The sequence below is a fragment of the Acetobacter senegalensis genome, from assembly GCF_001580995.1.
GTDB classification, from domain to species: Bacteria; Pseudomonadota; Alphaproteobacteria; order Acetobacterales; family Acetobacteraceae; genus Acetobacter; species Acetobacter senegalensis.
Genome location: NZ_LHZU01000081.1, coordinates 1 through 12503, shown reverse-complemented (window position 1 = coordinate 12503; position 12503 = coordinate 1). Strand labels below are relative to the sequence as shown.

The following is a 12503-nucleotide window of genomic DNA, read 5'->3' as shown; positions in this document are numbered from 1 at the left end:
GGCTACAGGGCTACAGGGCTACAGGGCTACAGGGCTACAGTTTGGGGCGTGATTTCCGCTTGTAAACCCTTATCGGCGTGTTTTCTTCTGTGGGCACAGGCAGTGTCTCTTCCCGCTCCAACCAAGCGCCAATCACTGCCAGCACATAATTTTGCTGCTGGACTGTAAGTGGAAACCCTTTGGTGAAATGGTGCCATTTTTCGAGGCACGATCTACAGCAAGTTCCTGTAGCATGTTGCGCAACAAAAACCGGATGGCCCTTCCACGGTGTTTGCCGACCATCTTTTTCCGGATGTGCAGGAGCCAATCGTTTTGCAATAAAATCCGCACCGTGTTCCAGAACAGCGCCCAGTCCTTTTTTTGTCAGATAAGCCCGATCAGAAGCATTTAAATGAAACTGCTGCCGAAATGCGGACCGCGCGAGCTTTTGCCAGATATCAGGGGCAATTTCTGGTAACTCAAGCGTAGAAGCAAAGAGTTCCCCCTGTGAAGCAGACTTCATTTTTTCTGAAAAGTCAGACAAAACCGATCATGCTTTCTTTCAAAACAATACTTGTTTTTTTAATCTGAATAATGGTGAACGCACAAGGGTTTGAACCCTAGTCCCGCTGATTAAGAACTATGCAACCGAGACAGAAACAAAAACCCACGAGCTTTTAAGAGTTATCTCTGCACCAGTAAAAGTCCCTCATCGCTACAGCGGATGTCACGACAGTCAACTCGGTGATCAGCATGAGGGCACAGTAGAAATCCATTTATGGCTGTCTATACAGGCCGTGCCAGCGGTCATACATGGTCAAGGCTGAGTGTGTGTAGGCCGTCAAAAACCGTGGAGCTGACCAACTTATCCGGCAACCCCTCTCTACAGCTTTTGGGTTGGCTCAGAACCTTCCCTACCCGCACTTCACTATAAACGCGCTCACAGCTTGAAGCATGGTGCATCCACGTCAGGAGACGTGTCAGATAACAACAGCAAGCAAGGACGATAGCCAACTTGCGTCATTTGCCCTCTAAGCACATCAGGATGCAGGCATGCCGCCCTTGCTGGCATAAGCATATGGTCCACCGCGATGCAAGGCACGCTGATAGGAAGGGCGGTCATGAATACGGCGCAAGAACGCCCCGACATGCGGCCGATTATCCGTTGCTCCTGCACGTGCGGCTGCCGCTTCAAGAGGAAAGCTCATCTGAATATCCGCAGCGGTAAAGTCATTCCCAGCGAACCATTCACTTTCAGACAGGCTACGCTCCCAGTAATCCATATGCAGTTTGACCTGCGGATTGATGAGCTGTGTCTGTGCCCCTTTTGAAACCAGAAAAGCAAAAGGACGGAAAGGCAAAGGAGCCTTCTTGGGCAGCATCCCGAATATCAGTTTGAGCAATAGCGGCGGCATGGCAGATCCTTCTGCATAATGCAGCCAGTATATGAAGCGGATATATTCGGGAGTGTCGCGCGCTGGGGCCAGTCGGCCATTGCCGTATTTATTGATAAGATATTCGATAATCGCCCCGCTTTCTGCCAGCGTCACGTTCCCATCCGTGTCAGTTATCACCGGAGACTTGCCTAATGGATGAATAGCCCGCAGGGATTTTGGAGCCATCATGGTTTTGGGGTCACGTTTGTAAAACTGGATATCATAGGGAAGTTCCAGTTCCTCCAGCAGCCACAGAACCCTCTGAGAACGGGAGTTATCCAGATGATGCACGGTAATCATAAGATGCAGTCCTTCCTTCAACTGGCATGAAAATCCTGCCCAGCCTTACCCATCTTGGCAGAGGGGCTATGGCGTAATGCATTCCGGGCGAAGTTGATTACCGGCTAAAGAACGTGACGATGGATTTGGTTCCATGGACCATCCGGATGCGCAAGGCTGATTACAGGCAGAACTCTCCCGTCACCTTGCGTTCCGCAACTGCATTTTTTGCCTACTCTTTTGAGGAAAGCGTAAAAATTTAGGGTCTAGCAACGCTAAGAGATCAATGAGCAGATTTTGAATGTCTATCAACCGGACACGGGCCAGATGTTCATTAGATGTGTAGTCCCGGGATTTGATGGTACATTATGGGACAAATACGTCATGCCAGCGCCACGACCACGCACACTGTCCAAGAACAGCAATATAACGATCGGATGTTTCGCTCGCGGAGCCTGACCTCTAAGCCCTGCCCCCTAAAACAGGGACAAAGTAGCGAAAGTATCAAACCATCAAGGACCAGAAGACGGCTCCAAAAGAGCCTCGCTCAACGGTCCTGTCTGAAACAGACGAAGCGATGGTCGCGACCGTTCGCCGACGTAATCTACTGCCTTTGGGTGACCAGCCTGTAAGCTCCGTAAGAAGCCGTCCAGAATTTTAGCAACCATGGGCAACCTAAGCCCAGCAAGGGCAAATTTTCATACCCGCAAAATTGCAGAGAAAAGCTACCAAGACAAAGTGAAAAATTGGGCGGATAGGCTGAATATCTGGATATCAGCATTGGCAGGGAAAAGGCCCCTGCCTGCTAGCCTAAACCAGCGTTTCAAATGATTCCGGAAAGCCATGAGGGTGAAGCACCCCTAAGCCTAAAAACCACCTAAGTCTTTGGAAAGATTGGTGGGCGCACAAGGGCTCGAACCTTGGACCCGCTGATTAAGAGTCAGCTGCTCTACCAACTGAGCTATGCGCCCTTACAGTCTTGTGGACTGAAGTGAGGGCTTTGTATCACCCTCCCCTTCAAAGCACAAGTCTGAATTTCAAGATTTCAGACGAGAGAGAACGTCATCCAGTTGGTCCAGGCTGTTGTAATGAATTTCGAGAGAACCACCTTTCCGGCCATCAAAATTCACCTTCACGCGTAAGCCAAGCCGCGTTGCAAGATCCCGTTCCAATGCTGCAATTTCAGGATCACGCGCCTTCTTGTTTTGCTCGGCTTTTTGGGGTTTGGCCTTGTTTTCAAGTGCTGCCTGAACCAGAGCTTCCGTCTGCCTGACGGAAAGGCCTTTGGTTAGCACGTCATGAGCAGCAGCAATGGGGTCAGGATGAGCAAGCAGAGCCCGTGCGTGTCCGGCAGACAATGCGCCAGTTCCAACGGCTTTTCTTACGGACTCAGGCAGGCGTAGCAAGCGCAGGGTATTGGCAACGTGCGGGCGAGATTTACCAATTGCCTTGGCCAGTTCATCCTGCGTCAGGCTGTAATCTTCCATCAGCCTGCTGAACCCTTCAGCTTCTTCTATCGGGTTCAGATCTGCACGCTGGAGATTTTCCACCAGGGCTGCGGCCATGGCGTCACTTTCGTCCAGATCACGTACCAGCACTGGCACTGTATGGCACTGTGCCAGTTGGGCAGCACGCCACCGCCGTTCGCCTGCAATAATCTGATACTGATCTTTTTTATCCGGATCAGGGCGTACCAGAATAGGTTGCAGAATACCGCGCGCCCGAATGGAATCGGCCAGTTCCTGCAATGCCGTGGGTTCCATGTCCTGCCGTGGCTGAAAAGGACCGGGAACAAGAGCCTCAACAGGCAGTGTGCTCGCTGGTGCGGCGGGCTCTGCTTTCGCTGATGAGGAAGAAGCCTTCTCGGCCGCTACGGGAGCCGTATCTCCCAGCAACGCGGCAAGACCACGGCCCAGTTTGGGACGGGCAGCAGGTTTACGAGCCATGCTTACGATGTTCTCCTCTTGATTTCCTCAGCGAGCGCTCTGTAAGACGCAGCACCACTCGCCTTGGGATCATACACCATAACGGGCTGCCCATGGCTCTGCGCCTCAGAAATACGGATATTACGGGGTATCAGAGTTTCAAGAACATCATCCCCAAAGAAACTGCGGGCATCAGCGGCAACCAACTCGGAAAGATTATTCCGCCGGTCATACATGGTCAGCGCAATACCGGTTATTTTCAGACCTGTGTTCAGCTTCTTGCGAACACGCTCAATGGTCTTCACCAGATGGCCCAACCCCTCAAGCGCAAAAAACTCACACTGCAAGGGCGCCAGCACCCCATCTGCAGCCACCAGAGCATTCAACGTCAGCAGGCTCAGGCTGGGAGGACAATCAATAATCACATAATCAACGGATTTGGTCAGAGAAGCCAGAGCCGTGCGTAACCGGCTTTCGCGCCCATCTTCATCAACAAGCTCTATTTCCGCCCCGACAAGCTCCGTATTTGCCGCGATAACAGAAAGGCCATCAATCTCGGTGGGCTGAAGCAGTTCTTCGGCGGGTTTTTCCTGCATCAGCAGGGCGTAGGCGCCTCCCTGCCGGGCATCATATCCTACGCCCAGACCTGTTGATGCGTTGCCCTGAGGGTCCATGTCCAGCAGAACCACGCGGGCACCATCTTCTGCCAGCGCTGCGGCAACATTAATGGCCGTGGTTGTTTTCCCTACACCGCCCTTCTGGTTTGCTACTGCCAGAATGAAACATTTCTTTGCTTTTTTATCGGTCTTAGACACGTTCAAGATTGCTCACTTCAAGAATCACACCATCATGGCTTGTCACACTGGGGTGGATACACACATCCATGTGCCAGTTCCGTCTTGCCTCGGTCAACTCATCTTCGGCCTGCTGGCCTTTCAAAAACACGGCTTTTCCCCCTTTTGCCAATAACGGGGCCGTCCACTCCAGCAATTTGGGCAAAGCGGCCAAAGCCCGCGCTGTGACAATAGGCGCGGGTTCAGGTGTCGCCTGCTCAATCCGCTCCGCCAGAACTTTTACCGGAGCCACCGTAACACGCGCGGCCTCACGTAAAAATGCGGCTTTACGCTGATCTGATTCAATCAGGGTTCCGGGCACATTTGTGGCAATGGCCGTAATCACCCCCGGGAACCCACCCCCAGACCCAAGATCAATAAAGCTGGAAGCACCTTGCACCAAGGGGGCAATCTGGAGGCTATCACGCACATGCCGGTCCCACACAAACGCCATATCCCGGCTGGAAACCAGATTGATGCGCGGGTTCCATTTTTCCAGCAGGGCCACAAAGGCTTCCAGCCGCTCCTTCGTTTCACGTGAAACATGCATTTCAGGCAAGATCATGCTCATCCGGCCACTCTCTGCCGCACATGAGCCAGAATAGCCACCAGAGCAGAAGGCGTTATTCCTGGAATTCTTTGCGCAGCACTAAAGTTTTCCGGCTTTGCACGCTCCAGTCTTTCCTTCATTTCAGCACTAAGGCCACCGATATCACTGAAATTGATACCTGTTGGAAACCGGATCTCGCTTTCAGCTTCCAATTGTTTGATCTCCCGCCTCTGCCGGACGAGATAGCCTTTATACCGCGCCTCGGTTGTCACGTAATGACGCGCTCTTTCTGAGGCAGACAGATACCATGGGGCCAATCTGGCAATAACATCATCCGTTATGCCATAGCCCAGAATTTCCAGAAGTGTTCTACGGCGGCCATCAAGTGCCACTTTTACTCCTGACTGAACAAGCACATTTGGGGCCCAGCTCTCCTGATCGGCTTTTTCTGAAACCTGCTTTATTTCACAGCAATCTTTTTCAAAAACGGACTTCCTCTCTTTCCCCACGCAACCCCAGTCGATACCAAGCTGGGTCAGACGCATATCCGCATTATCCGCACGCAACGTCAGACGATATTCCGCGCGTGAGGTGAACATGCGATACGGCTCACTCACTCCCTGCGTGGTCAGATCATCCACCATGACGCCAATATACGCTTTGCCTCTATCAAGGCTGACCGCTTCCTGCCCCCCTGCCCGCCGTGCAGCATTCACGCCTGCCAGCAGCCCTTGAGCCCCGGCTTCCTCATAGCCTGTCGTGCCGTTGATCTGACCGGCCAGAAACAGGTTGGGACATTTCTTAAGTTCGAGAGATGCCGTCAGTTCTCGGGGGTCAACATAATCATATTCAACAGCATAACCCGGCTGAGCAATGATGGCGTGCTCCAGCCCCGGGATAGTGTGAATCATCTCTTCCTGCACATCTGCGGGAAGGCTGGTTGAAATGCCATTCGGGTAAATCAGATGACCACCTTCATGCTCAGGGAGAGCTTCCGGCTCAAGAAAGATCTGATGGCTGGTTTTTTCTGCAAACCGCACCACTTTATCTTCAATAGACGGACAATAACGTGGTCCGCGGCCTGAAATAGCCCCTCCATATACTGCTGAAAGATGCAGATATTTATTGATAATATCGTGTGTTTTCTGGTTTGTCGCCGTTATGCCGCATACCATTTGCGGGTTTGTAATGGCCTGCGTCAACCGGCTGAACGGTTCAGGATGATCATCCCCTTTATCTTCAGCCAAAGAGGCCCAATCAATACTGTCCTTAACCAGACGTGCAGGCGTTCCCGTTTTCAACCGGCCCATTATCAAACCAAGATTTCTCAGCCTCTTGGCTAACGCAACCGCAGGTTGTTCCCCCACTCGGCCCGCCGGTTTGGATTTATGCCCAATATGAATAATTCCATTCAGGAAGGTCCCTGTCGTCAGAACAACAGCGCCAGCCCGATAGGTCGTCCCGTCCTCACACACCACTCCCTGCACGCTTCCATCTTCCTCACACAGAAGATCACCTGCCGCGCCTTCGGCACAGTCCAGAAGAGGGGTTTCAGCCAGCAGGTCCTGCACAGCCTGTTTGTAAAGCATCCGATCAGCCTGAGCACGTGGTCCCTGCACGGCTGGGCCTTTAGACCGATTAAGAAGCTTGAAATGGATACCTGCACGATCAGCAGCGCGGCCCATAATGCCATCCAGCGCGTCTATCTCGCGCACCAGATGCCCTTTTCCAATCCCGCCAATAGCAGGATTGCAGGACATGGCTCCCACCGTGCTTTTGTGATGCGTCAACAGAAGTGTGCGGGCACCACAACGCGCCGCAGCAGCGGCAGCTTCACAGCCCGCATGCCCTCCTCCAACAACAATCACATCGTAAAAACGGTCCATTATTCCGCCGCCTTTTGCAAACCTATTTCCCAATACAGAACTGCCCGAACACTGCATCCAGCAGATCTTCCACGCCCACATGGCCTGTAAGCCGCCCCAGCGCCCGCATTGCCAGACGCAATTCCTCTCCCCGCATTTCCGGCCATTCCTGCTCCAATGCCTGCTGCAGACAAAGGCAGGCTTCCTTCACGCCAGCCTCATGCCGTGCGCGGGTTAAAAGAGGCGCACCAGAAGCCGACTGTGCCGTTAAGGCTTCCACCTTCTGCTCAAGAATCGTTCGGAGTGCGTTCAACCCCTCGCCCGTCTGCAGACTGACAGGAAGTACAGACACCCCTAACACTTTTGCAGGCACAGGCCCAAGGTCTGTTTTATTGCCTATCAGCAAAGCGCCGGGAAAGACATTCTCCGGAAGCATATCCCCCGTGAACATTTGCAGTACACAGTCCGCCTGTTTCACGTGAAACAGTGCCCGTTTGACGCCTTCAGCTTCAATTTCGTCCTGAGTTTCCCGCATTCCGGCGGTATCAACAAATGTCACCCGCACACCAGCCAAACTACCGTTCACTTCTATGGCGTCCCGCGTCGTCCCCGCCACGGGGGACACAATGGCGGCATCACGGTCTGCAAGCCAGTTCAGCAGGCTGGATTTGCCCGCGTTAGGAGGGCCCGCAATGGCAAACACAACACCCAGCCGAATCCGCTCGCCTCGTTTTCCGTCCTGAAGATGCTCCTGCATGGCACCAATAAGCGCGTGAATCTCGTTCAACAGGCCTTGTTCCACCTCTTCCGGCAGATCTTCATCCGGGAAATCAATCAGTGCTTCCTGATGCGCCAGAATCCGCTTCAGCCGCTCTGCCCAGTTTTCATACAAGCGGCTGAGCGCTCCATCAGTTTGCGCCAGCGCCAGCTTCCTCTGGCTTTCCGTCTCGGCATCCACCAGATCAGCAATGCCTTCAGCTTCCACCAGATCCATGCGGCCATTAGTGAACGCCCTACGGGTGAACTCACCCGGTTCTGCAGGACGAGCACCGCCTGCGACCAATGCCTCTGCAACAGCTTTAATAACCGCCGGTCCTGCATGCAGATGCAGTTCAAAACCATCTTCCCCCGTGTAGCTATTCGGGCCAGGAAACCAGAGCACCAGCGCTTCATCCAGAAGATTGTCTTTTACGCTGGCATCCTGCCATACACGCCGCAAAACGGCTTTCCGGGGAGGCGGAACCTTCCCACATAAGCGGGTCAACAGGCTTGCGCTCTGGGGACCGCTGACACGCATGACTGCAATGGCCGCTCGTCCCAGACCAGTTGAGAGCGCAAAAATGGTCTCTTCACTCTGATAGCCCACGGAGGCCTGCTCCTTCTGTCATTCCGTAATCTCTGAAGTCTCTCTTTTTCAGCCCGCATCTCAGTATGGATCCGAGCCGACAACCAAAACAGGTCTTTCTTATCCTGCTAAGGAAAGGAGGAGCGAGAAATACCCACCTCTCCCTCTGATTGGCAGAGGCTTTCTAAAACAGATTCCCGCCCACGCGTAGCCAAAATTAAAACCTTGCGGCCTGCTCCCTTCTTCCTGCTTGGATGGAGAGAGCTAGGAAACTGTTTTCGAAGAAGGCAGCAAAGCGAAAAAACAATCAGGATAAAAAATAAGCGACACAGAATTGAAGCTCATATCTACAGCGTAAGATGAAAGCCTTCCCAAATTTTGATTGAAAAATCAGGCAGATCAATTTGGCTACTTTTTGAGTTAAGGCTTACTTCAAAAGTCCCTACGCTAGGCAGACACTCATCTAGCGTGAATATGCGTTGTCCTTTCACCCCGATGCCGCCCATCAAAGCAGCAACCCCTTTTCTAGCTCAAAAATGCTCTGCCTATTCTCTCTTTCTGCTTTTTTAATGCTGACTTAAAATGTGGCTGGGTGTCCTGCCATGGCGCTATCTCGCGGGCTCAAATCTGCCCTTCGATGCATCCAAGCCTCTTGTGCTTCTCCATTGCTGGGGTTCGCCAACAGTCTCTAGTCGAGGTTCACGGGCTCTTCATTTTGTTTTGGCCTGACGTTTTGAGGCTTTCCTTTTTGAAAGAGAAAAAGCGTCCGCCAGTGAAGAGATAGCCATTTCTGCGGCTAAAAATTGCAGCATGCAAACTTTCAGACAGGAATATCAGGATAAAGGCCCACCGAGTTTGTCTGATACTGAAAGCAACTCAACTCAGTTTGAAGAAAAGCAAAAACCGTCCTTTGGGTATTTCAGCCACGAAAACCGAAAGAGGAGGCAAACTTAAAACCACCCCCGGCTAAGCACAGACAAAAATGGACTCATGGAGAGGGAGAGCCATTTTAAAATGGATGCCCGTAAAAATTCCTCTCTGCTGAAGGTCGGTATCTTTTTTAAGCCCCGTCTTCAATCTGCTTGTATAATGCCCTTATTCTATTCTGAAACCATAACGCCCGAAGGGTCGATTTATGCCGCAGCTTTCCCTCCACTCACCACTTGGTCCGCTCACTCTCACCGAGGAAGAGGGAAAAATCATTTCTCTGGATTGGGGATGGGGGCGGGACCAGACAGAAACGCCTTTGCTCTGTGAAGCCAGAGACTGGCTGGACAAATGGTTTGATGACCCCAAAGCATCGGGAGCTTTTCCCTTCCCGCTTGAACCGTTTGGCACGCCTTACCAGAAAAAAATATGGGCAGCTTTGTGCGCTATCCCGGTCGGCAGTGTCACCACCTATCAGGCGTTGGCCCAACAGGTTGGCGGCAGTCCGCGTTCTGTTGGGCAGGCTGTAGGCCGCAATCCTATCCCGATCCTGATCCCATGCCATCGCGTGGTGGCTCAGCGTGGACTGGGTGGATATTCCGGGGATGGCGGCATTGATGATAAACAGTGGCTTCTGAACCTGGAAGAAGCCCGTTTAACAGCATAAGGACTGTTTTATGTAAAAGGCCGTAGCACCCCTTCTTTGGCGCGCTACGGCCTTCTTTTTACCGAAAAAACTGAGCAGCGTTAGCCGTTAGTGCTGCTGATCAGGTGATGTCACGCTCATGGCTGCTGCTGAAGCAGCATCTTTGTGCGCAATATCCGTCTTCACCACAAACGCATTATCTGTCCGGTTGAGATCAGGAATTTTGTGATCAGGGTCCAACACTACTGACTGGATAGCCTGTTTCCCCGGAATCTGAAGCGTGACGTCGTTCTTCTGGTACCACGTTTCAGTTGGAATCAACACACGGGCTGAGCTTCCGTCTATCCACGTAATCGCCATTGTCACCGGCAGGGGTAGCCACCCCTTGTTTTTGACATGCACAAGCGCGCCTTGAGAGGGATTGCCGTTAACGTAAGAAACGGACCGTAGAGCGTAATCAGGCCCCCAGTTCTTGAAATACCAGCCCCGCCAGAACCATGAGAGATCTTCTCCCCCTTCACTGTCCATCACCCTGAAAAAATCTGATGGCGTAGGATGCCCAAACGCCCACAACGCAATGTAGCGTCTGAAAGCGCGGTCAAAACGCTCTGGGCCCAGTATCTGTTCTCTCAACAGTTGCAGACCATAAGCGCCTTTAAAGTATGTCACCGGATGGCGGTATTTTTCGGGTATAAGGTCCGCAGCCGTCATCAATGCGGGTGCAGAGGCATCTTTCAGAACAGGAACAATATCGTCCGCTGGTTGGCCGGTCTGGGGCGCAAATTCTACATCACGCTTGGGTGCAAACTCACCATGATTAAAATGCTCTGAAGCATACATATCAATAAACGTATTGAACCCTTCATCCATAAAAGCATGGCGGCGTTCATTGGAGCCCACAATCATGGGAAACCACCCATGCCCCAGTTCATGAGTAGTCACCCAGAACAGTTGAGATCCCGCATCCTCTTTCCCATCAAAAACAATGCCGGGATATTCCATGGCGGCGCCATGCCCGCCAACATTCACTGCATTGGGCCATGGATAGGGGTACCATTTGCCTGAAAAATACTCGATCGCATGTTTGACGTATTCTGTGGAGCGATCCCATTTTTTCTCCCCCGCTGCTTCAGCCGGGTAAACCGACATAGCCAGACGCGGAAGTGGATTTTTGGCATCCGAGCCTTCCAGTGGAGGCAGATCAAGTTTTGCGGCATCCCACAGCAACGCAGCGGACGCCACAAACGCCACATCACGCGTATTGGACATGTGGAAACGCCATGTCTGTGTGCCTTGCTGCACCTGATCAACCAGCGCTTTGACATCTGCTTCCGTGCGGATCAACACGCGTGTTTCACTTTTGGCGGCGTCGGCCAGACGGCTCCGTTCCTGTGCGGTCAGAACATCATCCGGGTTTGTAAGAGCACCGCTCCCCACCACCAGAAACCCTTTAGGCACAGTAACGCTATAATCGATGGTGCCGTAATCCAGATAGAATTCCTGCCCCAGATACGGGGCTGTATCCCACCCTCTTACATCGTCATAAACAGCCATACGGGGATAGAACTGGGCAATTTCATAAACCTCCCCGTCCCGATCCTGACTGAACGCAGTGCGGCCACCCCATTCAGCTGGAATCTGGTAATGCCAGGAAATTTTCAGGGTGAGTTTGCCACCGTTTGCAGAAAGATCGCGCGTCAGAGGCACTTGCATACGGGTGTCAGACACTATCGGCGAAACAGGCGTATCTTGCCCATTATCCTGTATGGCAACCCCATCTATCACCACGCCATCTGTGTGGTGACGCAGCCACCGGGGCGTTGCAAAGGAAGCGCGAGAACCAAGAGCATACAGATTCTGGTCAAGCTGCACCCAAAGGGAAGAAAGAGCGTCCGGGCTGTTATTGGTGTAGGTCAGTGTCTCAGTGCCAGATAGCACATGCGTGGCCGGATCAATCTGGACATGGATGTCGTAATCAGCATGATTTTTCCACGCTTGCGGGCCGGGTGCGCCGCTGCCGGAATGATAGACGTTCACGGGTTGCGGATAAGCCAGCGGCGCAAAAATCTCTTGTGCATCTGGTTCTGCCGCATTTGCAGCAACGCCAGTCACGGTGGCAGCAAGAAGACCACCTGAAAGAGTTAAAGCCCGATACCCAACCAGAACACTGCACGACGCCAGATAATCACGTAAATACTTAAATGCCACCACGCTTATCCCCTTTTGACACTCTGCTTCCCTATCAAACATTTACCCTAGCGCAGTTTTTTACTGGCCATAAATGCAGAAAGGAGAAAAGGGCTGCCCCTTTTCTCCTTCCGTAACGGTCTTGTGGTTCTGGTATCAGAAAATAAACGACAGAATCAGCGTTTATCGCAGCTTTCCGTGTAGGTATTAAAGAAACGCCCTGCACTACAACGCACAACATCAGACGGCTGTGAGACATTTTGCGGCACAGCGCCGGAATAAGCTGGCTGCTGATAGGAAGAATACGCCGGGTCTCCCACAGGCTGAGAAGACGCTCCTCCGTAATAATAGCTTTGAGGCGCGTAAATATTCTGGCTCTCATACCCATCATAAGAGGACGCAACAGCGCTTCCTACCGCCAGCCCGAGCGCTGAGCCGAAGACAAACGGAGCGCCCCAACCCCAGCCCCAGCCGCCATAGGGACCAGCACCCCAGCCCCAACCGGGATAACCCCACCCCCAGCTATAATAG

The 12503-nt window shown here is 52.5% G+C and carries 9 protein-coding genes, 1 tRNA gene and 1 pseudogene; 1 reads left to right on the top strand and 10 read right to left on the bottom strand.

Annotated features, from left to right (window positions below):
• Nucleotides 1-34: 34 nt before the first annotated feature.
• The 8 genes from AD948_RS01560 to mnmE all read right to left on the bottom strand — a co-directional run bounded on the left by AD948_RS01560 (nt 35) and on the right by mnmE (nt 8233).
• On the bottom strand, nt 35-502 hold the full coding sequence (locus AD948_RS01560; RefSeq protein WP_061470388.1) for a DUF4186 domain-containing protein: 468 nt from the start codon (nt 500-502) through the stop codon (nt 35-37).
• 517 nt (nt 503-1019) lie between these two features.
• Entirely contained in the window at nt 1020-1715 is a 696-nt protein-coding gene (locus AD948_RS01555) for a glutathione S-transferase (protein WP_061470389.1), read from the bottom strand.
• A gap of 874 nt (nt 1716-2589) precedes the next feature.
• Nucleotides 2590-2665: transfer RNA gene (locus AD948_RS01550), tRNA-Lys, on the bottom strand.
• A gap of 66 nt (nt 2666-2731) precedes the next feature.
• Entirely contained in the window at nt 2732-3640 is a 909-nt protein-coding gene (locus AD948_RS01545) for a ParB/RepB/Spo0J family partition protein (RefSeq protein ID WP_006557794.1), read from the bottom strand.
• 2 nt (nt 3641-3642) lie between these two features.
• Complete coding sequence (locus tag AD948_RS01540; RefSeq protein ID WP_006557795.1) at nt 3643-4434, bottom strand: ParA family protein; 792 nt, start codon at nt 4432-4434, stop codon at nt 3643-3645.
• Nucleotides 4427-5023, bottom strand: a complete 597-nt coding sequence (gene rsmG, locus AD948_RS01535; RefSeq protein WP_061470387.1) for a 16S rRNA (guanine(527)-N(7))-methyltransferase RsmG — start codon at nt 5021-5023, stop codon at nt 4427-4429. The genes AD948_RS01540 and rsmG overlap by 8 nt, the downstream gene beginning before the upstream one ends.
• On the bottom strand, nt 5020-6888 hold the full coding sequence (gene mnmG, locus AD948_RS01530; RefSeq protein WP_061470386.1) for a tRNA uridine-5-carboxymethylaminomethyl(34) synthesis enzyme MnmG: 1869 nt from the start codon (nt 6886-6888) through the stop codon (nt 5020-5022). The genes rsmG and mnmG overlap by 4 nt, the downstream gene beginning before the upstream one ends.
• A 22-nt stretch (nt 6889-6910) precedes the next feature.
• Nucleotides 6911-8233: a tRNA uridine-5-carboxymethylaminomethyl(34) synthesis GTPase MnmE gene (mnmE, locus tag AD948_RS01525; RefSeq protein ID WP_061470385.1), complete on the bottom strand. Its 1323-nt coding sequence runs from the start codon at nt 8231-8233 to the stop codon at nt 6911-6913.
• 1114 nt (nt 8234-9347) lie between these two features.
• On the opposite strand from mnmE, the gene AD948_RS01520 reads away from it, so the two are divergent.
• Entirely contained in the window at nt 9348-9806 is a 459-nt protein-coding gene (locus tag AD948_RS01520) for a methylated-DNA--[protein]-cysteine S-methyltransferase (protein ID WP_061470384.1), read from the top strand.
• Nucleotides 9807-9893: 87 nt separating this feature from the next.
• Here AD948_RS01520 and AD948_RS01515 read toward each other — a convergent pair whose 3' ends face one another.
• Nucleotides 9894-11996, bottom strand: a complete 2103-nt coding sequence (locus AD948_RS01515; RefSeq protein ID WP_061470383.1) for a M1 family metallopeptidase — start codon at nt 11994-11996, stop codon at nt 9894-9896.
• Between the two features lie 152 nt (nt 11997-12148).
• Nucleotides 12149-12503: pseudogene (locus tag AD948_RS18325) on the bottom strand (hypothetical protein); the annotation flags it as partial.

What these genes read in the sequence shown, in the direction of transcription:
- rsmG (WP_061470387.1), bottom strand. Translation starts at nt 5,023, where the DNA reads ATGAGCATGATCTTGCCTGAAATGCATGTTTCACGTGAAACGAAGGAG.
- AD948_RS01560 (WP_061470388.1), bottom strand. Translation starts at nt 502, where the DNA reads ATGAAGTCTGCTTCACAGGGGGAACTCTTTGCTTCTACGCTTGAGTTA.
- mnmG (WP_061470386.1), bottom strand. Translation starts at nt 6,888, where the DNA reads ATGGACCGTTTTTACGATGTGATTGTTGTTGGAGGAGGGCATGCGGGC.
- AD948_RS01555 (WP_061470389.1), bottom strand. Translation starts at nt 1,715, where the DNA reads ATGATTACCGTGCATCATCTGGATAACTCCCGTTCTCAGAGGGTTCTG.
- AD948_RS01520 (WP_061470384.1), top strand. Translation starts at nt 9,348, where the DNA reads ATGCCGCAGCTTTCCCTCCACTCACCACTTGGTCCGCTCACTCTCACC.
- AD948_RS01545 (WP_006557794.1), bottom strand. Translation starts at nt 3,640, where the DNA reads ATGGCTCGTAAACCTGCTGCCCGTCCCAAACTGGGCCGTGGTCTTGCC.